This window comes from Limnoraphis robusta CS-951, from assembly GCF_000972705.2.
Genome location: NZ_LATL02000055.1, coordinates 13,727 through 35,282, shown reverse-complemented (window position 1 = coordinate 35,282; position 21,556 = coordinate 13,727). Strand labels below are relative to the sequence as shown.

Below are 21,556 nucleotides of genomic sequence, written 5' to 3'. Positions count from 1 at the left end.
TTTTAAATATGTCCTCGCTGTTGCAACAGTTCTGTAACAATGGGATGAATATCGTACCAAAGTTCAGCATTCCGGTACTCTAAAACATACAATCCATGTAGCAAGTCTAAAAACCGTTGATCTTTGGGGTCATTCGGGCGAAATTCTCGATAGGTTGTCTCTAAGATTTCATAATCTGTGGTACCAATTCTCATATCAAAATCAAGGCTAATTTTTGTAATCGCTTGCTGGAATATATCCCGATTAATTTTAATCTCTTTATTTTCGGGGTTACGCCGAATTAACCGCAAACAAATTCGACAACATTCGTTTGAAATTCTAATTAACTCCCGCAATACACCCCCGCTATAAATAATAATTTGTTCCACAATTTCCGGTTCAAACAGTTCCGGGAGAATTCGTTTTTCTATAATTTCCTTTAAAATGGCTGCGGGTTCGGGTTTGGGTGTAGAATCAGGAAGACGACGTTCTCCTTTATCAAACAGTTTGGAAACGGACATTTTGACAACTTGATCGTTCGTTTCTGTGGTTAGAGTTGCCGTTAATTCAACTTCTCGTAAAGCCGAAATTGGAATGGTTAATATCATCCTAAAGTTGGGCTGAAACAAAGCTTTAATATGATTTTGATAAACTTCTCGCACCAAAGCCAAATCTAATTTATCCAAATCATCAATAATGACCAATATTTCTTGTTTGGTCGCGCCTACAATCACTGCGGCTATTTCGTTAATTCTAGCAATTAAATCCGATATTTTCCGCATGAACTCCTGTTTTATTTCTTGGCGGACTGTTGCATCTGCCTTTAACTTTCCGGTAATAATTTTAAACAAGTCAAACCCCGCACCCACCTCCGCGTTAAATTGTTCGGTTTCGGTTTTTGTGCGACTGGCGAACCATTTATAAAACTGTTCTTTAGTTGTGGATTTTATTTTAACGTCTTTTTTCTCCGCTTCCTCCATCAAACGAACCGCAATGGCAAATAAAATATTAATATGATTCACATCCGACATTTCTATCAAGTCAGAAATCGAGAAAAATACAACAAAATAGCGTTTATCTAGCTGTCGGCTAAATTCGGCTAATAAGGTTGATTTTCCGCAGCCTCGATGTCCTGCAAATATAATCTTCCCGTCTCCCGAGGGACTATCTTCAACGAGTTGTTCTAATTCTTCTAGGGTTTCCTGTCCGTATTCCACCCGAAATTGATTCAGTTCTTTCTCGGTTAACAGGGGAAGCAGTTCTAAGTTTCTGTAGGCTTCTCGAAAGGTTTCTAATAGCTCACTCATGGCTGTGGTCTTTTCTCGACTAACAACTTATATTAACAGTTTTTACTCTGGTCTTAACAACCAAAACCCGGTATAAGTCATCCCCGAATCATCCGGTTGAACTAACAAAAAATGTAACCCTTTGGTTAACTGTTTTCGTTCGGTAAACATCTTAGCCGCTTCGCTAACTTCCGCATCTTCAAAGGTTGCTAATACCCACCGATCTACTAATCCCGCTTCTAAAATTAATCCATCGGGAGAACCGGGAATATAATGCAACGAAACAGGCTGATTTTCCCCTAACCAACGCGCTAATTGCATCGACTGACGCCCGCCATTAATTACAATACCGGGAACGGCAACCGTTGAAGGTAATTTTAAATGAATTGGATGCAAAAAATCCGGCATTTCTAAAAAAGGAATCGGGCGATCGCTAAACGCATCAACAATTTCTCCTGCGGGTAAGGTTGCAAACCGCCAAACATCCCCCCATAAATTCTCAGGAATGGGAACAGGAGGCGGTTTATCCAAATCTATCGGTTTGTAGGGTTCGTTGGTATAACCTGCGAGTTTGGGATAATCTTCAACCCGTTGCTGTAGCCATTGTTTAAGCGTTGTAGTGCGACGGTTAGGTTTAACAGGAATTCCTAGCGTTGCGGCGGCGATTTCCATTAAACTGAGAGATTGAGGACGAAAAACCCAAATCACATCGGGTTTCTCAGTTTGCGTTGCTTGTTGTAACTGTTGAGTCAACCAAGTTGAATTCACCTGAGACTGGGGACAGAAGGCGAGATATTCAATACTGCGACTCTGATCACAGATCAACAACTCCCAGAGGGGTTGTCCGGTGGTATCACCGAGAGGACGGCGATAAAAGTCAGCTTGCCAAATCAACATGGGATAATAGGAATCATCGCTGTAAATGCTGTTGCTATTGAGATCAAAGCTATCATCAATCTGAGTATTCGTGAAAAAATCTATATTTTATTTTTGAGACTTCCCCATCTTGGCTGACTGTGGTTAAGATTAATTCAATGTCAATCGAGTACGTTTGCTGCACTATGGATCTGGCTTTATCTAAATTTGGCAATCGTATGTCCCATTTGAGTGGGGTGCGTGCGATTATGAAAGATATTATTGAAACCCTCAGATCAGGTCAGGGTAAAGATTTTATTAATTTAAGTGCAGGTAATCCGGTGATTTTACCTGAAGTTGAACAGTTATGGCGAGATTGTACCGATCAACTTCTGTCTAGTCCTGAATATGGCGAGGTGATTTGTCGGTATGGTTCGAGTCAAGGCTATCAACCGTTTATCGATGTAATTGTTGAAGATTTTAACTCACGCTACGGACTAAATCTCAGCGATCGCAATATTTTGATTACCCCTGGAAGTCAATCAATTTATTTTTTCGCTGCTAATGCTTTTGGCGGCTACACAGAGGACGGAACCCTTAAAAAGATCGTTTTGCCCTTGAGTCCTGATTATACCGGATATGGTAGCGTTAGCCTGTTTCCTGAAGCGGTGGTGGCTTATCAACCCAAATTAGAGACTTTTCCTGAGACGCATCGGTTCAAATATCATCCTGATTTTGATCGGTTTGCGGTTGATGAAACGGTGGGTGCGATTATTTTTTCTCGTCCTTGTAACCCTACAGGAAATGTATTGACTCAGGATGAAGTGAAAAAAATTGCAGCGATGGCAGCCAATTATAATATACCTGTTTTTGTTGATTCTGCCTACGCGCCTCCGTTTCCTGCGTTGAATTTTACCGATATGGAACCGATTTTTGGGGGAAATATTGTTCACTGTATTAGTTTATCAAAAGCGGGACTTCCGGGTGAACGGTTGGGGGTAGCGATTGGTGATGAAGAAATTATTCAAGTCCTGCAAGCCTTTCAAACGAATATTTGTATTCATTCTTCTCGGTACGGACAGGCGATCGCAGCGAGGGCGATTGGTTCGGGAATGTTAGCGGATATTGCGGTTGAGGTGATTCGCCCATACTACCAAAACAAGTTTACCATTTTAGAGGCGACTTTGGATAGCTCAATGCCTTCATATTTGCCTTGGTATTTGCATCGGGGAGAAGGGGCGATTTTTGCTTGGATCTGGTTTGAAGATTTACCGATTTCTGATTGGGAATTTTATCAAGAATTAAAGAAAGTGGGTGTGATTTGTGTACCGGGAAGTTCTTTTTTCCCCGGTTTATCGGGAGATTGGCCACACAAACAGCAATGTATTCGCATGAGTCTGACGGCGAGTGATGAGGAAATTGTAGAGGGAATGCAACGTTTGGCTGAGGTTACAGAACGAGTCTATCAGGGTGTGATGGCTAACGTTTGACATACTCCCCATTTCTAAAGCAAGGGGATTCTCCAAGCCTCACGGATTTGGATTACTGGTTCATTGACAACCCTTAAAGCCAACTGGTTTCCCAATCTACGCTCTTTGGGGTGAGTCTCCCCAGTCGTTCATCCCATTTCAGAGATAGTTTCGGTATGCCCTACCGTACTTGAGAAAAAATGCTTGATTCTCTGTACTTGGTGCTTTAAGGTTTTATCCTGCCAAAGCATTCCTCGCAAGAACCCCATACCTTAAGTCTTCAAGGTTCATTGCATCGATTAGATGCTGGGTTTTTAGACTGGTTGAATACCCTGCCAGTAGAATTACTATAGCATTTTCCAAACCTAGTATCCCCATACCTAAAGGTAGGGGCGTGTGCGGCAATTGTTGGTAAAGCCGTACCTAATTTAATTTAAACTTTGTTGTCATTCCAGTCATACAGTGGGGTATAGCAGATGTTGCTGTACCCTTTATTATTAGCACGGTGAGAGGATTCTCGTTTAAAATGAAATAGGGTGTTGTTATGAAATTCGTTCGCTGAATCAGCTTCAAGGTCTATTTTTTGGGGTTATATTGAACTTTTGCATCATTGTCTGAGTTTTCAATGGGAAATCAGTATAGATAAAAATTATTTTCTAATTCTTGCTTCCAGAGGAGGAAAAGGTGTCTAGTCCCTCAAAATTGAACGAAGTTGTTGAACATTTAGAAAAAGATGTTAACCTGAATCGGATTAAAAAGGTGATGCTTTGTGCTTGTCGAGGACAGTGGGAAAATAATCAAGACTTGTTGATTAAGATTTCGACCAGAAATTTAGTGCAGGAATTATATTGGAAAACTCAAACTCTAGAGAATCTCTATAATATTCTAGATCGAATTTTGTCGAAAATCAATAAAAAATCACAATACACTCTGATTATTCATACGATTATTAATCAAGTTGGACAACTTTATTTAGAAGACCAATTAAATCCATCTCATTTCCAAGCCGATCAAAATCTTTCTGAATCGACTCTGACTCAGAATTCCCAAGCTGTAGAAACAACGGAGCCGAATCAGAAGTTGAATTCTCTCTCTTCTATTCCTAACCTGTTTGATGTCAGATGGAGAATTATGCAGTATACAAATCCCTTACGAGTGAAACTGTTACTGTTTTCTACTTTAGAACGAGAGTTTAATTTTAGCACTCAAGAATGGTCACAGTTAAAGTTGCATAGCTTGGATGATTTACTAAGACACTTGCTGCAAAATTTTCCAATCATTTCTGGTTTAAGATCTCATCTATTGAAAATGGCTGACTATTTGGAAAATCCCGATGAAAATGCTCAAGCTGTCAGTGTTTTACTAGATGCTTTAAAGCCAATATACGCAATAAATACAGAAAAATCAAGCAATACATTAGAAGAAAAACTTGAGGTAAACACTTGTTATGTTAATGATAAAATAGAAGAGGATTTTTTGAGTATTGAAGAAAAAAAGTCAGAAAATGTCAACTCTTTTTTATTAAATCAAGAACCCAAATTAGACGAAAATCCTTTAACATCAGAAACATTGCTCACTCCTGATCACTCAATTTCAACCAGGCTGAGAACCGAAGAACTAGAAAATCTCAACAATCAATTAGAATCTCAGGTGCAAATCATCCTTAATCATAGTATTAGAAAAACAATCTACCCCATTAATCAAACCTGGGATGAGTTACAAAATCTTTTAGATCTCTGTCTAAAAAATCAAACCTCCGAAGAACGCTTCCAGTTCAAAAAACAGGCACTCCAAAAATTAATTGACACAATAGAAATCAAAGTCAATGAATTAAAAAAGGATTTAAACGAACTCGAAACCAGCGAAATAAAATTAGCTCAAACTATCGATCCGTCTCAACAAAAAATGATGGAACTCGCTCGACAGGGAAATCCCAAAGCGATCGCCAGCTTGATCAATCAATCCTTACAAACAAGAGGAATTCACACCCAAGTCAAATCTCAAGCGGGTTGTTTACACATTGTCGTTGCAGCAGAAGAAATTCCCTCACCCGAACCCACAGCATCTTTTGTTCATAAAAAGCTAATCTTTCTGAAAATCACATCCATTCATCATATTAAAATCTATGGACGTAAAATTGGTCAAAAATCGGTTGCTTGGACTCAACAATATGCCTATAATTCACTCAAAGGTTAAACGAAATGGATGCGACTGAACTGCTGAAACGATATCAAGCAGGAGAGCGAGATTTTAGAGCGATTAATCTCAGAAATGCTAATCTAAACTCTGCGGATTTAATTGATTCTAACTTCAGCCACGCCGACTTACAGGGAACTGAATTAATTCTTGCTTATCTCAATGGTGTCAACTTAACCAGAGCCAACTTAGTTAGTAGCAAACTGAGTGGCGCCAACCTCAATAAAGCCAACCTCAGTGGCGCCAACCTCAACGATGCAGATCTTCACGGAGCCATTTTACAAGGTGCCGATTTTCGCAAGGCTAACTTGTCTCTGGCTATTTTACTGGATGCTAACCTGATTCAAGCTGATTTACGCGGCGTTAATCTCCAAGGGGCTGACTTGCGAGGTGCTTGTTTACGGGGGGCGAACCTACGTTATGAACGACGGATTTACGAAGGGGTGAACTTGCGGGGGGCTGATTTACGAGGTAGTGATTTACAAGGTGTTAACCTCACAGGTGCCGATTTAACCCGTGCTAATCTTCGAGGCGCTAATTTAGGGGAAACGGTGTTTCGAGGGGCGATTTTGAAGCAAGCTAACCTCACAGAAGCAAACCTACAATCGGCGTTTTTAACCGAAGCCGATTTATCCGGCGCTCGACTGATGGGGGCGAATTTAAGAAAGGTAAAACTTGAACGAGCGATATTAACAGAGGCTCAACTTCCTGGGGTGGTTTTGTGTGATTCAATCTTACCTGATGTTAAACTGAGTAATGCTAATCTTTGTGGTGCAGATTTGAGCCGAACAAACCTAGTACGAGCCGATTTAACCCGCGCCGATTTAAGTGATGCGAATTTAACCCAAGCCGATCTTACGGATGCCTCAATTGCTAGGACAAATCTCCGCAATGCGAATTTGAGTTATGCTTATCTCACCCGAGTTGAATTTAGCAGTGCGACAACTGTTGGCGTACAGTTGCATGGGGCGATTATGCCAAATGGGGAAGTTCATCAATAGTACATTTAAAGCTTGAATTATGGCTCGTAAACGCTTAATTATTGAAATGGCGATGGGGATTGATCAGCATGGACAAGACCCTACTGTAGCCGCAGCACGGGCGGTTCGCAATGCGATCGCTCACAATGCTTTACCCGGAGTTTGGGAGGTGGCGGGTTTAACTCATCCCAATCAGATGATTGTTGAAGTACAGGTGGCGGTTCCCTATCCTGAACAAGTGCGATCGGATGAGGTGTTGGCGGTGTTGCCTTTTGGTCAAAAAAGCCTCAAACTCGAGTCAGGCGGAATGGTGGTGCAAGGACGGGCGATCGCCGAACTTGAGGATAAAAATGATGAAATGTTGATTGCAGTCGCCGCCGTGACGGTATTTGTTGAAATGGAGTAAAAACTTGAAAAAGGGTTGATCATTCTCGGCATTTTTTTGATATAATCGGTAGAGTGATGATAAACTCAGCCCCTTTTTTGTATTCCGAGACGACTTCGATTTTGCCTTGATGGTTCTGGATAATTTGATAGCAAATTGAAAGCCCGATTCCTGTTCCTTTGCCGATTTTTTTAGTCGTAAAAAACGGATCAAACAGTTTATGTTTAATCTCAGGACGAATTCCTAATCCATTATCTCGGATTCTGACTTGAATCTGTTGAGTATTAATCTGTTCGGTTTGAATGGTAATTTGAGCGGGTGTTGAGAATTCCACGCCATACAAAATATGAGTCTTTGCCTCTTCTAAAGCATCAATCGCATTAGAAATGATATTCATAAATACTTGATTGAGTTGTGCGGGATAGCAGTCAATCAGGGGAATATTGCCATACTGTTTCACGACTTCAATCTCTGGCTTCAGACGATGATTCAGAAGCAGTAATGTACTATCAATTCCTTCGTGAATATCAGCTTGCTTGATTTCCGCTTCATCGAGGCGAGAAAAGTTTCGCAGCGACAACACGATCTCTCTAATTCGTTGGGTTCCCATTTTCATCGAAGAGAGTAACTTCGGTAAATCTTCCGCGATAAATTCTAAATCAATTTCGGCGATTTTGGCTTCTATTTCCGGCGAAATCTGGGAACAATTTTGTTGATAGAGATCAACTAAATTCAGTAAATCTTGGATCTGCTCTAAAGCTGGGGTAATATTTCCATGAATAAAACTGATCGGATTATTGATTTCATGGGCGATTCCTGCTACCATTTGACCTAAGCTCGACATTTTCTCGCTTTGAATCAGTTGCGCTTGAGTCGTTTTTAAATCTTTAATCGCTTGTCTTAAATCCTGAGTATATTTTTCTACCCATTCAATTAATTGATTCAGAGAAACCGCTAAGGTTCCGATTTCATCTGTAGATCTCACTGGAACACGCAGGCTAAAATTGGATTCTTCAGTGACTCGTTGAGCAACTTTCGTTACTTTTTGAATCGGAAGAGCAATCGCACGACTGGTTAAAATAGCAAGTATAATTGCAATTGTTGTAGAAAGGAATAAACTGGTTACAATAATCATAACTCGCAAATTATTCGCTTTTTGGAGTTGAATATCGGCTTGCTTTTGTTGAAGTTCAGCTTTGGTAATCAGTCGCGTTAACTGTTCGGAAATTCGTTCAAACTCTAGACTAATTTGAGTGGCTTCTTGATCTCGCAGGGTGTTCCAAATTTGTTGTTGTGCGGTGGGAATTTCTTCTTGAACGAGAGTCGCTGGCTTAATTTCTTTCCAGAGAGACTCCATAAGTTCAACATAGGATTTAATTGTGGTATGGTAAGCTTGGAATAGCTTCTGAACATCCTTTTCCTCAACAACAATATCCTCAGCGTGAAGTTCTATAAAGGTATCGAGTTTATGAATTTGGTGTTGAATTCGATTTAAGTTATCATAAAATTTCACCACTTCGTAATCGTAGGAAATATTGTCTCCTAAAACAATAATCAACTGTTGAGGATGAGATTGTAAGGATTTCAGAGCATTTTCGAGTTGGGTAATGATATTCTGTTGTTGATAAGCGATAGTGAGTTGTGATAATGCTTTTTGTTGAGATGAATCTCCGATCATCAATCCCACAATTGTACCACTAACACCAATTCCAATCGCCAGACAATAGCCATAGCTAATCTTTTTTAGAATGCTCAAGCGAGAAAAAATTTTTCTAGATTGACTGAATGATAATCCTCCAACAACTGAAGAAAAGCTAATTTTTAGAGTTTTCTTTATTTTTTCAGCTTCCTCAACTGTTTTACCGAGCAACATAATAGAACCGGATAGAGCATTTCTGTACTAATTTAGCATCCTTAGGTTAATATTAGGTTAATTCACTCGGTTCTGAGTCAACTTGTTTCATCCCTGAAATTTTACCGAATTAACTCCCCTTCGCCAATCGCTTGATAGACATCACGAATAATATCATAATCACTATCCTCAACGGGAACTAACCGAGAACCTTTGTATTTTTGAGTTTCTTCACCTGCAACTAAAGCCTGAAGTAATTTGTCTTGATTTTCGATAATCCGCTTTTTATACTCAGCAACAACTTTTGGATCTAAAAAATCACTCGCAACAATCAAATCATTGGGAAGGGGAGAACCTTTTTCAATCTCTCGAAAGCTTTTTCCAGAAATTTTATAGCCTTCATAATCCGTTTTTGATCCCCCCCAAGCATCGACTTTCCCCTCAGCGAGTGCTTCCATCCCTTCTTGTGATCCTAACATCATTACTTGATAGTTGACATTCGGTTTCAGTCCGGCATCTAGTAATAATTTTGTTGGGCCAAGATGACCACTGGTAGAACCCGGTTTTTTCAGAGAAATGGTTTTACCGCTTAATTGATTTAAAGATTGAATATTGCTCTGTTCGGGAACAACAATGATAGAATAGTAATCTTGACGAGCGATCGCAATCAAAGGTAAAGCATCAGTCCGAGCATGAATTACCACATATTCAGAAGGCCCAGTGAGAATTAAATCCACTTGATTGGATTGAAACGCAACCACAGCAGCGATGTAGCTTTCTACCGGGACAAACTCAATTTTTGTCTCTAGGACTTCTTCTAAAGCTTGGCGAAATTTGCCATAATTCTGCTCTAATGCTTCTAGTCCTTGTTCGTCAGTTACTGTAAAACGGAGAAGATCAGGTTTATTCTTTCCGAGTTCGTTGTTCCGGGTCGTTGTTGTGCTACATCCTATGATAAAGTATAAAGAATACCCGAGAAAATGACGACGTTTCATAAAATATAACCTCCCACCTAACCATATCATTTGAGAGTTAACAGGGAATTAAAATAAAGTTAAGATAATTCTGCCAGTAATTCTTGAATCACTCACCCGTGAGCGTAAAGGGAATTAATGAATTACCTCTACCCGTTATCAAACTTCTCCATCTCCTCTTTGAATTTTCAGGGTTGACGACCATTTTTTTTATTAACACGATTTTCCTGTAACGAGTTACCAATTCCTTGTAGAATTCCCCGACCAATTAGACCAATTCCTCGACCCACAACTTGAGTCAACAAATAAACCACACCACTTCCTAGAAAAGAGATTGTTGCTCGAACTCTGGGAGCGACTGCATCACGAGTTTCTAACACCAAACTCACCGCCAGTTGAACGCCTGAAAGCTTTTTCAATTCTTCATTACGGGGAGAATAAATTTCTTGTTTTTGAATTCCCCGTTCTCCAAAGACTCGTAAAGTATATAAACTTTCAAAAATTTCTTTAGGTTCTCCAAAATATTGATCGACGCGATATTTCCAAGACAAATTATTTCTAAATTTCTCGAGTTCACGAGTCGATAACAACCGCCGATCATAATATTTTTGTTTAAGTTCTTCAACATCAGCAAAATGATTTAGCAAGGGTTGAATCACAGCATTCGCCATTTGAATCACTAAATTTTGTAAAATCGCTTCGGCGCGTTGCATCGCTTCAGGACTTCCCACCGGAGAAGAAGTATTATCAACGATTAAAGGAACTTGAAATAATAAATGAGCAACTAAATCGGGAACCAAGGGAATTTTATCAAGAATCGAAGTTTGAACAATCACTGCATCTCGCAGTAGAACCGGGACAACTTCTATCTCTTGAGTTCCAACTTGTAAAGTGTAATATTTCCCCAAAAAATTAGTAACAGACGCTTTCCAAATATCAACGAGCATTGTCGGAGATTTATCAGATAATTGCTCAAATTCCACTTGGGAAAATCCGAGTTCGTCTAACATTTGTTCAAACTGTTGCAAAATCAGACAAATCAGTTCCCGTTTTTGAGTCAATCGTAAAATATCAATTTCCAGGGGAGAACCTGTCAGATTGATTAACCCCGACTGCAATTTAGCAAAAGTAACATCAAATAAAACCGATTTCACCTCCGTTGCTAATACCGGAGCTTGATAGGTTAGGGAAGAATTAGAACGCACAACCAGCCATTCTTTGGGTGTTAGAGGCTCGTTTGGGGGGGGATTAGGGGTAGAGTTCGTTTCCTCCGTTGCAGGGGCTTGAGTGCGAACAGAAGCGGGTAACAGTTGACTGACAATCCAACGAGCCGCCAGCAGTTCTCGGCGATGACCTGTGATCATTAACCAGTTGAGAACCGCCATCGGATCTCCCCGTTCCACATCATAGGGGTTCGGAAGTTGAGTTGTGACTTCAGCGAGAGTTTCATCAATTTGTTGCAGTCCAGAACACCCGAGTTTGTAACGCCAGCGACTCCATCGTGATAAACCAGCGATTGGGGATTGAGTCCGAGTTGAAAGCCCATCAGAACTGAAATTTTCCCAAACCGTCTGGCCATTGGCGATCAGACGAATTGCAGTGATCATCGTCTCAATCGCTACCCCTTTGGGACAATAGCCTTGAACCCCAACCTGTTGAGCAGCTTGTAATCGGGTATTGTCTCGAATGGAAGTGAGAAGCAAAATCCCCAAGTTTGGGTCGTTCGTCATCAGAGATTGACAAAAAGCGATCGCCGGATCAGTGGTAGAATGCAACCGCGAGTTAGGAGCATTTAGGCTAGCCATCCCCAACTCCAAAACAGCGACATCAATAACATGATCGGCTGAAATGTTGGGGAGGGAATTCTCGTTTACGGCCCGTTGAGGTTCTAAAATTGCTAAGGCGGCTTCTGCGGTTTGGGCTTCTGCAACGACCTGTAAATCAGGATACTGTTGGCAAGCGGCCCGTAATCCCATGCAAAAAATCGGGTCATCATCAATAAGCAGAAGTCGCACAGTCGATTGAGTCATGGATTCACAGAAGTCTGAAAGGTCTGAATTCCGCTACTTCAGACTTTACCATTAGATGCTTTTAGACGAGCTGTACTACTCCAAAAATAAGTTAGCATCTGGAGGACTATAAGTTTCAGTGGGCGCAGCAGCCGGAGCTTCAGGAGCCGCAGCAGGGGCTTCGTAACCTCCCGACGCCGCAGCCGGAGCTGGTGCGACGCTATCGGATGAGGAGTATCCACTCGAACCACCGGAATACCCACCCGAATAGCTATCTGAATAGCCCGAAGAACTACCTGAATAATCGCTGGAATAACCACTGGAATAGCCGCCACTGGAGTAACCCCCTGAGTATCCGCTAGAACCAGAAGAATAGCCACTAGAGTAGTCTGAATATCCACTCGTTGAGCCGGAATAACCCCCCGAGTATCCACTGCTCGAGCCAGAAGAATAACCACCCGAGTAGCCCGAATATCCACTCGAAGAACTCGAACCACTGGAGTATCCACTTGACGAAGAACTCGAAGAACTGCTGCCAGAGCTAGAATAGCTGCTTTGTGAAGAACTAGAAGAACTCCTAGAACTCGTTGGCTCAGAACGTCGAGGTTGTTGAGCCGCCCAGTAAGCATCCCGTTCTTCAACCCAACGGGCGATCGCATTTTGGGCTTCATAGTAGAGGGCGCGACCATAGCGAATTCGAGACGCTTCTGAAATGGCTGAACTCAAGCTGCCTTTATCTGCTAAACCGTAGGCTTTGTCAAGCAGGGGGCGATCCTCAGCAATTTGAACTTCTGTCACCCATTCGTTAATTTTGTCACGGGCTTGACTGTGGAGAGCGCGACCTGAAGCAATTCCAGAAGCTTTATCAATCGCCGCACTCAAGTTTCCTGCTTTGGCTAAAGCCAGAGCTTCATTGAAGATCGGTTGATCTTCGATAATTTCAATCCGTTTTGTCCACTCCGCGATCAGAGTTTGAGCTTCGACTCGCAAGGGACGACCCAGTGCCACTTGAGTGGCTTGCTTAACTGCGGCTCTAAACCCATTGGCGTCTTGTTGTTCTGCTAATTTACGCGCCAGAACGATATGAGGTCGGTCTTCAATGCGTTCGATTTCTTTGCGCCAGTGGGCGACTAAGGTTTGAGCGTGTATCCGTCGAGGTCGGTCCAGACTGAGGGTTTGAGCTTGATCCATCGCCAATTGCAAAGCAAAGGGATGACCAATTTTGGCGATCGCATTAGCCAGTTGTAGATCGATCAGATCTTGAATTTGTCCACCGAGTTGATCGGGGGGAATGTTGGCTTCTTGATAAAGAGCTTGCTTAATGCTCCCCTTCTCCACAGCCGCTTTTCCTTCTAACAGTACGACCAACTTTTCCAGGAATGGCTTACTGCTGGCTTGATTTAAGGAAACATCTTGAACCGTCGCCAACAGCATCAAGTTTTGGGCATCTTGATAGAGCGGAGAATATTCAGGAACTCGTTGGGCAATACTGATGACATTCGAGCGATTTTTAGCTTTCAACTCTTGTGTGGCCAGATCAACTAATCTCTGGCTCCAGTTTTTCACCTCTTGTTTAGCCACTGAGTAGATGTATAGTTTGGAGTCTACCCGATGAGCTAGATCAATGGCTTCTTCTAAGCTACTGGGGCTGTCTTGTTTGGCAATCTCGCGAGCTTCTTGCAGTCGCTTATCGCCTTGTCTTTCGATCGACATTCGATCCACTAGCTCGTTGAAGCGTTTTTCTCGCCAGTGAGCATTGTTGAGTTTGGTGAGGGACTGGATGTGGCTGAAAGCTTGCGCCCAGTTTTGCTGTTTTAAAGCGGCGATCGCTTTTTTGTAGAGTTGTTGACCTTCATCCCAGTCATTTTGCCATCCGGTGATCGCACTTTCTACAGTCGAGTAGGCGGGGCTTGTTTTAGGGACTATTCTAATTAAGTCGATCGCCCCCTGCAAGTTGCCTTCGTCAATTTTTTGGTCAGCTAAGGCGATCAGTAGCTTTGCCCATTGCTCCATCATTTTCTGGGCTTGAGGCTGAAGGGGATGAGTCTCTGGCCAACTTTCGATCAAGTTAAAGGCGGCTTGAATTTTTTCGAGTTCTCCCGACTTAGCGCCCTGGTCTGCACAATAGAGCCGATCTCCATCTGGAGATATTGGTGAGATTTCTTCACAATTTGGCGGAGGTGGAGTAATCAACAGCCACAGCAAGGCGCCGGCTCCCATTGTTCCAAACCCAAGCAGAACCGTCAGCCAAAGGAGTTGCCACCCCCAAAAGCCTTTGGGCAACTTCAGTGAGTGCTTTGTTTGCGTGACGGTCATTGTGGCTGTTTCTGCCTCTAACTTCGGTGTTGAGGTTTGAGGAACAGCGTTGTCTTCGGGGCTACTTAAGCTGCTAGATGGGTTAATTTTGGGTGTCGTCATGACTTCACCATTTTCCTTAGATTCATTCTGGGTTTTGCCTCTCCCTATGGGCGGGAATCGAGTTCGCCATGAGTTGAACCTTGACCCGAAGCTGTTTGAACTTTGAGTGCAGACCAGACCTTGGGTTCACTCTAGCGGTTTGCTTCTGTTCAGTTCGGCTTTTTCCGTTTGTGGGGAATTGCTGACCGAATCTGCTGTGATTTTATACAGTTTTAAGCCCGGTTTTACAACTTTGGCTGATTTTCCAATAAGATGTTATCGAGTTTTTTTAAGCTTTACACATATTAGCCATCCTACGTCCCCTCGTCAAACGGTCGAATTCTTGGGTGTTGTACAGAGAGTTTAGCTTCTATCAAGATGCTTTGGGGGTTGAGTCGGTATTTTCCGCAGTATGGACTGATTCTGATGAACTGTAGCCAAAAAAGTCTATGCGATAATCGGTGATTTTAATTCCGGTTTGTTGTTCGACTTGCTCAATCACTGAAGCGGGCAGTTCAATATGAACATCGATAATTCGCTCGGTATCCAAACAATTCACATGGGAGTGAGAATCACTGATGTGTCCGTACAGGCGACCCTCAGATCGTTCAATACACTCAATAATATTCTCACGAGAGAGCGCTTCTAAGTTTTGGTACACCGAGGTATGACCGATCGCTTTCCCCTGTTGATTGAGTCTATCGTAAATTTCACGAGCTGAGAGGTGTTCCTGGGCTTCCCAGAGGAGTTCCAGGATAAAGCGACGCTGACGGCTCAGGCGCATTCCCTGGGTCTGACATCGATGGAGTGCATCGTCTAATGAACGGATCGGTTTCACTTCTTACGCCTCTATTTTTATAAAATGACCTGTTATCTCTGCTGTAAAACGTATGTATACTAATTTACCGCTACTTCAATTTTATCTTAGGCATTTTAGCGGGTTGAGTAAAGAAAGTCTCCCCAGTCAGGCTACAATTTGAACGGATCAAATCCCTGACCCCGGCTACCTACAATTCCAAAAGGGGAAATCCGGTGCAATATCAACAAAGGTTGACAAAATATGACAATCACGATCAAGGTTAATGCTGAATGTCTACATGAGTTGGACTTGTCACCTGCTCAAATCACGATTGATCAGTTATTCCAACAAGGCGCGATCACGGCTTCTGAGCAACAGATGTGTTTTGAGATTGATTATCCTCGCGATCCTCAAGACCCCCGCGAACTGTCTGAAGTTCCAGAAGTGCGACTGTGGTTTGTGCGCTTGGATGCTCGTTATCCTTGGTTGCCTTTTTTACTGGACTGGAAAGGGGGGGAACTGGCTCGTTATGTCGCCATGCTTGTTCCTCACCAGTTCCATCGCACGGAGGGAATTCAGTATAACCCAGAAGCGTTGGAAATTTTTTTAATGCGTAAGATTTTTATTTTAGCAGATTGGCTCCCCCAGCAAGGAATTCCGAGTATTTCCCGACTCAAGTCTATGTCTCAAATGCTGGGGTATGATTTGGATGACGGCTTGTTTGAGTTGATCACTGCAAGTTAATACTCAAATTGATTCCCGGTTGGATCGGAGGTACAAATTTCCTCTTCAAGAGCAATCTGTCGATGCAAGCATGACATAGATCTTGTCGTTTGTCATCTAGCTGGGTTATGATTTTTTTAGACTATAATCAAGTAAGGATGGGAATCTACTACGTTGAAAAACACAACGGCCCAATTTTTAGAAACAGCAACACTTGAAAATTAATCAGGATCACTCAAATGTCAGTTACATCAATCTCCTGGGTTTGATGTAGCATGAGTTTAGTAGGGGTGTTTATTCAGTATTTTAAGTGAGAACCTTACTGTTTCAAACAAAGTTATCCGTATTTTCTATACTGGGTGAGTATTCTTCAGAACTTGGAAGAGTCTCAGGTACTCCAAAAGTTTCACAAAGTATTTTGCTGAAAAGTCTTGTTTGTATTTCTAGGTTGAGTTCGTCGCTCACTGACTCAATCTACATCAACCTTAAAAATTCACTCCAATAGAAACGTTTTAAATAGCTATGAATGGAACTGAAAGCCAAGATTTAGCATCCATGCGTGTACTGATGGTCGTTGAGAATATCTCCCGGAAAATGGGGGGCGAAGCGGGCAAAAGTTTTTATTATTTACGACTTTTGCGAGAACGCAATATTGAGGTTCGAGCAGTTTGTCATGGGCGAGTTCGTGAAGAGCTTCGTCAAGAGTTTGCTGAAGATCCCGAACAGTTCCGAAAAATCCATTTTGTCGATGATACTTGGTATCAGGTTCCGGTTTGGCGGATAGGCAAACTGTTTCCCTACCGCATTCAAGACTTGATCTTTGGTCAAATCATCCATTCGATCACCCAATACCACATCCGCAAGTTAGCCAAGAAACTGATTAAAGTCCATAACATGGATCTGGTTTTTGAGCCAGCACCGATCACCCCCAAAGGACTAAGTTTCATCTATAACATGGGTGTGCCTGTGGTTATCGGCCCCCTGTCCGGTGGGTTAGAATTTCCTCCGGCTTTTCAGTACATGGACTCAAAAATTAGCCGTCTTTCCATCAATATTAGCCGCTCTTTCTCCGAGATTCTCCATCAGTTAATTCCCGGAAAAATTAAAGCATCAGCTTTGATTGTTGCTAACCAACAGACTACTGATGCTTTACCAAAAGCTTGTCAAGGGGAAATCTATCAACTCATTGAGTCCGGTGTAGATTTGGATCTATGGCCACCGAGAGAATCCCGTCAGTCTCAGCCCGATCAACCCGTTCGGTTTATCTATGTTGGACGGCTTGTTGATTGGAAAGGCGTTCAATTTCTGATCGAAGCTTTTCAACAAGTCGCCCATCAGAACAGCAACGCGGTGTTAGAGTTAGTCGGTAATGGTCAGTTACAACAACAGCTTGAGAACCGAGTTCAAGAGTTAGGTCTTCAAAACCAAATCCGTTTTCATGGATGGCAGCCCTCTGCCAAAGTCAATCAACTTCTACGTGAATGTGATGTGTTTGTGATGCCTTCTCTGCGGGAAGCAGGTGGAAATGCGATCATGGAAGCAATGGCGATTGGATTACCGACGATCGCGACGAATTGGGCAGGGCCTTCTTATATTGTAGACTCTCGCTCTGGTGTTCTCGTAGACCCCAGTTCGCCAGAGGAGTTTACAAAGGGTTTAGCCCAGGCGATGATCCGTCTGGCTGAATCTCCTCAACTTCGAGATCAAATGGGAGAGGCAGCCAAGCAACGAGTTCGAGAGGACTATTTCGACTGGGACTCCAAATGCGATCGCATTGTTGAGATTTTTTCAGAAACACTTCGTAAAGCCAAAAAACTCCCGGCTCTGCCGTCTCAACAAGTTGATCAGAACTTCCACTCTTTTGTAGGAACCGAGAGAATATCAAACTTATAAAAGGCTAGTTACAGGATTTTATCTCAGCTTGCCCCCTTTCTTTTGTCGGAGAGGGGGTATTAATTTTTGACGCTCCTCTGCCTTTAGGCGAGAGAATTCTTGGTTCAACGAGTCCACTTAGATTAGATACCTTGCAGCGTCTAGTCCAGAGGTGGTTCTCTCCCCAAGCGTTACTTTCGGTGCGCCCCACCGTAGTTGAAGAGTCCTTCAAAGTTGGCTTGGATTGGGATTACTCCCAAAATACTGCTCGTCAAGCTCAATATAATCTTTTACCTACTTCTAGATTCGGATCTAGAACAATGAAGTAGAACCCCATAGATTCAATTGCCAAGGTTCAGCGTAGTGCCATTAGGCTGGGTTTTTAGAGCGGTTGATTACCCGGCCCTCTATAATCTAATTCTACACATTTTTAGAGCTATGGCAAGAACTAAGCGACTACAACTTCTGTTAAATATTTCATATAGCAGTACGCATAAAGGTTAGAACACTTATAAATTCTGAAACCTATTCACAGCTTACTGTTCCCTAGCGCGTAGCGCTATATGAGTTTTGCTCAGGGAAAAAATCTATGAACTTTTGTCAAGATTTTTTCGCATTAGCTTGAGCTTTTATCCGACCATTTTTCACAGCAGTCACCATCGTTGTCTGCTGAATAATACCGCAACAGCCTCCGATCAAAGTCGTTAATCCTTTGTCATAAAAATTTCACAATTAGAGTATCAGTTAATTAATAAACAGAGCCGTTTGGATAGTATCTAACTGCGTAATCGAGTTTATTTCGACCATTTTAGGCTAGAACACTTCCAAATTGGCTAATTTTGTCCTACAGACAACCGGGATATTTCACTGAGTCGGAGACTGATTTTCTCAATTTTACACAAGCTTTATAATCAAGTTTATAAGCTTTACAAAAAATGATTGTTTTTCTCTCAAAATTAGTTTTATTATTTGGCTTAATCAAAACAAAAGTTGAGTTGTCAAATGGTGATTGAAAAAAGCCCGAAATATCATGTTGTTTTAAGTAGACCTTTCGATTTAGAGCAGTTTGCCCAAAATGCTCAAGAGGGAAAATGTCCTCGACATACCATGTGGACACTGGCTGAAAAACTGGGAGCAACCATTCACGAACCCGGACAATATCCCATCTCAGTTGCAGATCGCTTGTTATCAAAGGTGATCGGCGGTAGTCAACCTGAGCATTTGGCGATGGCTCGTGCTTTGTCTGAGCAAGTCGATGAGAATGATATCATCTTTTCGATTGGTGAAGATTCCGGTTTTGCGATCGCCACTGTTTGTGGTGCGAAGGTCAACCGACCTAAAATGGCTGTTTTTGTTCACAATGCTGATCGCCCCCGTAGCCGTGTGGCACTCAAGTTGTTCAACTTGGGAAATTCTATTGACCTGTTTATGACCAATACAAAGGTCAAAGCTGACTTCCTGCAAAACTACTTGGGGCTGCCTTCAGAACGAGTTTATCTGGTCACGGAACAAACCGATAGCCAGTTTTTCACCCCTGGCCCTGCTTCCGCCGATAAAAAGCGTCCAATTATTGGTAGTGGCGGTTTAGAACAGCGAGACTACTGCTCTTTAGCAGAAGCTACCCAAGATTTAGATCTAGATGTCAAAATCTGTGCCGTTTCTCCCAACGCCAAAGCGCTAGGAGATACTTTCCCCGAAGTCATGCCCAAAAATATGTCACGGGCATTTTATGATTGGACAGACTTACGTCAACTCTACCGAGATTCTGACATTGTTGTAATTAGCCTCAAGCCTCACAACTATCAAGCTGGGTTTACGACATTATTTGAAGCGATGTCTTGTCGGCGTCCTGTAATTATGACCCGAACTCCTGGTTTAGCAGAAGAGTTGGCTGAAGCTGGAATCATTACAGGAGTTCAAGCCAAAGATCCCCAAGGAATGCGTCAAGCTATTCTTGATTTACTGAATAATCCTGAAAAAGCCCAAGCCCAGGCCCAGCGAGGTTATGAATTAGTCCAAAAACAATATAACAGCGAACAATACGTTGACGGTATTGCTCAACAGTTAATGTCTTTAGAGCAGGAAAAACAATTAATTTTAGCTTATTAATCCGGTTTAAAAAACAGGAAACTGTATTGACTATCGGATTTGTTTATTCGTGGAAATCATTTCTCAGTATCAGTAGGGTGTGTCAAATCATCATAGCTTTTCCCGGTCTAACAATGGTAATGGCTTGGATGCACCCTACCTATTTTTAATTTTTCATTAATAATTTTAAGGATTTATTTTTTCAAATAGATAGACATCATCTTGAGAATATATTAATTTAAATTGGGGTAATTCTTGTAGTTTATCAACAAGATTTTGGGCAAATTTTGAGTTACTTTTCCAACCGGGATGTCTAACATTTAAAAGCACATAATCAAATTGAATTAGATCGGTTGGAGGTGCATCAACATTGGTAAATTTCACAACCGGACGATGGGTAAGATGAGGGGCTAAATTAGCAGTGGTCAAGACTGATCCTGGAGTCGTTTTAATAAGATTTGTGGCTAGATGATTAGCTTTCCAAGTATCGATTTCTTGGAGATAGATAGACCAAAAATAACCAAATTTTGCTAAACTTAAAAAAGAGATTAAAGACCAAACAATAATTAATTTATGTAATATATTTTTTTGTTGTACAAGTTTTAAAGTCAAGTGTTGACGATGCCAAAGACTCAAAATCCATTGGCCTAAATATTGTTCAGAATGGGCTAAACTGGAAATCATGGCGACAATCAAAAAAGGTAAAATCGGGATAGAATATTGATGAATTAAGTCGCGTTGGGCATCAATTTCTGAGAGAATATTCTTCGTTAATGCAGGTAAAGCACTAATCAGAGGGGTTAAATGTCGGGGCGACAACCACCAAACAACAGGCGAGAAAAATAAGGTGATATATTCAAGGGTTTTTAAAGAAAAAAAACGGTCTAAAACCAGTCGAGGTTTAATGATAATATTAATAATAATTTCTAATACGGAGTTGCCTAAATAGGTGTAACGTCCCACTCCACCGGGGCCTAAACCTGCTTTAAAATAGGGAATAATTCCTTGAATAACAATGATAAACCAACCGACTCCCGCCCCAAGTGCGATCGCCCCACAGAGTCGTTTCTTTTCAAAGAAAAATAGCCAACTTCCCATCGCAGCGACGGTTAAAGCCAAAGCATCTTTACAGCCTAAAATCCAGATGATCGCAATACAAAACCAACCGATTTGATTTAAGTTTGCGGCTAAAATAGCGGCTAAAAATACAGGTAACGCCATCACTTCGGGATGAAAATCAAAGAGATTAATATTAAAGACAACCGGATATAATAAATAGACTCCCGCTATTGCTAAAGATAAAGATCGGTTTAACCCCGCTTGTCGGGCTAGTCCCCAAGTTGGCCAAGCCCCTAACGCCAGAGAAATAGCTTGAATAAACAGTAACCAATGAACAGAAGGATAAATGCGGTAAAATAGAGCAATGATATACATCACCCAAGCCGCATGATTTCCCATATGATGAATTTCTAAGAAAGAAGAAATCGGGGGTTTTCCCTGACTGATCAGATAAACAATTTGATCATAAATACCAAGTTCAAATGCAGTAGACTGAAATAAAGCATGACGTAAGCTACTACAAACAAAGAAAATCATCGATGCGATCGCAATCATTCCACCCAGAGGATGTAGTTTGAATGATCTCCATCTCCATCGTTTTATTTGGGGAAATGGCAACTTTTTCATCTCATC

General features: G+C 41.8%; 15 protein-coding genes. 7 read left to right on the top strand and 8 right to left on the bottom strand.

From position 1 onward, the window contains the following. Positions 1 to 2: 2 nt before the first annotated feature. Both WN50_RS04365 and WN50_RS04360 read right to left on the bottom strand, forming a co-directional pair. A complete protein-coding gene (locus WN50_RS04365; RefSeq protein ID WP_046277008.1) occupies positions 3 to 1,286 on the bottom strand; it encodes an ATP-binding protein in 1,284 nt (427 codons plus the stop codon). Positions 1,287 to 1,328: 42 nt separating this feature from the next. Further along, entirely contained in the window at positions 1,329 to 2,162 is an 834-nt protein-coding gene (locus WN50_RS04360) for a Tab2/Atab2 family RNA-binding protein (protein ID WP_046277007.1), read from the bottom strand. Between the two features lie 164 nt (positions 2,163 to 2,326). On the opposite strand from WN50_RS04360, the gene WN50_RS04355 reads away from it, so the two are divergent. The 4 genes from WN50_RS04355 (at position 2,327) to WN50_RS04340 (ending at position 7,171) form a co-directional block, all read left to right on the top strand. After that, positions 2,327 to 3,610, top strand: a complete 1,284-nt coding sequence (locus WN50_RS04355; RefSeq protein WP_046277006.1) for a valine--pyruvate transaminase — start codon at positions 2,327 to 2,329, stop codon at positions 3,608 to 3,610. A 663-nt stretch (positions 3,611 to 4,273) separates the two neighbouring features. Further along, on the top strand, positions 4,274 to 5,785 hold the full coding sequence (locus WN50_RS04350; RefSeq protein ID WP_049558042.1) for a hypothetical protein: 1,512 nt from the start codon (positions 4,274 to 4,276) through the stop codon (positions 5,783 to 5,785). 5 nt (positions 5,786 to 5,790) lie between these two features. Beyond that, positions 5,791 to 6,786: a pentapeptide repeat-containing protein gene (locus WN50_RS04345; protein ID WP_046278090.1), complete on the top strand. Its 996-nt coding sequence runs from the start codon at positions 5,791 to 5,793 to the stop codon at positions 6,784 to 6,786. Between the two features lie 19 nt (positions 6,787 to 6,805). Beyond that, a complete protein-coding gene (locus WN50_RS04340) occupies positions 6,806 to 7,171 on the top strand; it encodes a Lin0512 family protein (RefSeq protein ID WP_046278091.1) in 366 nt (121 codons plus the stop codon). 19 nt (positions 7,172 to 7,190) lie between these two features. Here WN50_RS04340 and WN50_RS04335 read toward each other — a convergent pair whose 3' ends face one another. The 5 genes from WN50_RS04335 to WN50_RS04315 all read right to left on the bottom strand — a co-directional run bounded on the left by WN50_RS04335 (position 7,191) and on the right by WN50_RS04315 (position 15,220). After that, complete coding sequence (locus WN50_RS04335) at positions 7,191 to 9,023, bottom strand: sensor histidine kinase (RefSeq protein WP_072075541.1); 1,833 nt, start codon at positions 9,021 to 9,023, stop codon at positions 7,191 to 7,193. Positions 9,024 to 9,124: 101 nt separating this feature from the next. Further along, entirely contained in the window at positions 9,125 to 9,997 is an 873-nt protein-coding gene (locus WN50_RS04330) for a PhnD/SsuA/transferrin family substrate-binding protein (protein WP_046278092.1), read from the bottom strand. Positions 9,998 to 10,164: 167 nt separating this feature from the next. Further along, positions 10,165 to 12,006 carry a DUF3685 domain-containing protein gene (locus tag WN50_RS04325; RefSeq protein WP_046278093.1) on the bottom strand — a complete coding sequence of 614 codons (1,842 nt, stop codon included), beginning with the start codon at positions 12,004 to 12,006 and terminating at the stop codon, positions 10,165 to 10,167. 75 nt (positions 12,007 to 12,081) lie between these two features. Next, positions 12,082 to 14,403 (bottom strand): hypothetical protein, encoded by a 2,322-nt coding sequence (locus WN50_RS04320; RefSeq protein ID WP_046278094.1) that lies wholly within the window; start codon positions 14,401 to 14,403, stop codon positions 12,082 to 12,084. Between the two features lie 352 nt (positions 14,404 to 14,755). Further along, positions 14,756 to 15,220, bottom strand: coding sequence for a Fur family transcriptional regulator (locus WN50_RS04315; RefSeq protein WP_046278095.1), 465 nt, complete (start codon positions 15,218 to 15,220; stop codon positions 14,756 to 14,758). A gap of 222 nt (positions 15,221 to 15,442) precedes the next feature. On the opposite strand from WN50_RS04315, the gene WN50_RS04310 reads away from it, so the two are divergent. The 3 genes from WN50_RS04310 to WN50_RS04300 all read left to right on the top strand — a co-directional run bounded on the left by WN50_RS04310 (position 15,443) and on the right by WN50_RS04300 (position 19,885). Further along, positions 15,443 to 15,925: a CRR6 family NdhI maturation factor gene (locus WN50_RS04310; RefSeq protein WP_046278096.1), complete on the top strand. Its 483-nt coding sequence runs from the start codon at positions 15,443 to 15,445 to the stop codon at positions 15,923 to 15,925. A gap of 501 nt (positions 15,926 to 16,426) precedes the next feature. Continuing rightward, positions 16,427 to 17,797, top strand: a complete 1,371-nt coding sequence (locus WN50_RS04305) for a glycosyltransferase family 4 protein (protein ID WP_049558040.1) — start codon at positions 16,427 to 16,429, stop codon at positions 17,795 to 17,797. A gap of 981 nt (positions 17,798 to 18,778) precedes the next feature. Then, positions 18,779 to 19,885 carry a glycosyltransferase family 4 protein gene (locus tag WN50_RS04300; protein ID WP_046278097.1) on the top strand — a complete coding sequence of 369 codons (1,107 nt, stop codon included), beginning with the start codon at positions 18,779 to 18,781 and terminating at the stop codon, positions 19,883 to 19,885. Between the two features lie 165 nt (positions 19,886 to 20,050). Here the strand turns inward: WN50_RS04300 and WN50_RS04295 are convergent, their stop codons facing one another. Next, positions 20,051 to 21,550 (bottom strand): DUF2079 domain-containing protein, encoded by a 1,500-nt coding sequence (locus tag WN50_RS04295; RefSeq protein WP_049558038.1) that lies wholly within the window; start codon positions 21,548 to 21,550, stop codon positions 20,051 to 20,053. Positions 21,551 to 21,556: the final 6 nt, after the last annotated feature.

What these genes read in the sequence shown, in the direction of transcription:
- WN50_RS04330 (WP_046278092.1), bottom strand. Translation starts at nt 9,997, where the DNA reads ATGAAACGTCGTCATTTTCTCGGGTATTCTTTATACTTTATCATAGGA.
- WN50_RS04310 (WP_046278096.1), top strand. Translation starts at nt 15,443, where the DNA reads ATGACAATCACGATCAAGGTTAATGCTGAATGTCTACATGAGTTGGAC.
- WN50_RS04360 (WP_046277007.1), bottom strand. Translation starts at nt 2,162, where the DNA reads ATGTTGATTTGGCAAGCTGACTTTTATCGCCGTCCTCTCGGTGATACC.
- WN50_RS04295 (WP_049558038.1), bottom strand. Translation starts at nt 21,550, where the DNA reads ATGAAAAAGTTGCCATTTCCCCAAATAAAACGATGGAGATGGAGATCA.
- WN50_RS04305 (WP_049558040.1), top strand. Translation starts at nt 16,427, where the DNA reads ATGAATGGAACTGAAAGCCAAGATTTAGCATCCATGCGTGTACTGATG.
- WN50_RS04320 (WP_046278094.1), bottom strand. Translation starts at nt 14,403, where the DNA reads ATGACGACACCCAAAATTAACCCATCTAGCAGCTTAAGTAGCCCCGAA.
- WN50_RS04355 (WP_046277006.1), top strand. Translation starts at nt 2,327, where the DNA reads ATGGATCTGGCTTTATCTAAATTTGGCAATCGTATGTCCCATTTGAGT.
- WN50_RS04345 (WP_046278090.1), top strand. Translation starts at nt 5,791, where the DNA reads ATGGATGCGACTGAACTGCTGAAACGATATCAAGCAGGAGAGCGAGAT.
- WN50_RS04340 (WP_046278091.1), top strand. Translation starts at nt 6,806, where the DNA reads ATGGCTCGTAAACGCTTAATTATTGAAATGGCGATGGGGATTGATCAG.
- WN50_RS04325 (WP_046278093.1), bottom strand. Translation starts at nt 12,006, where the DNA reads ATGACTCAATCGACTGTGCGACTTCTGCTTATTGATGATGACCCGATT.
- WN50_RS04365 (WP_046277008.1), bottom strand. Translation starts at nt 1,286, where the DNA reads ATGAGTGAGCTATTAGAAACCTTTCGAGAAGCCTACAGAAACTTAGAA.
- WN50_RS04335 (WP_072075541.1), bottom strand. Translation starts at nt 9,023, where the DNA reads ATGTTGCTCGGTAAAACAGTTGAGGAAGCTGAAAAAATAAAGAAAACT.
- WN50_RS04300 (WP_046278097.1), top strand. Translation starts at nt 18,779, where the DNA reads ATGGTGATTGAAAAAAGCCCGAAATATCATGTTGTTTTAAGTAGACCT.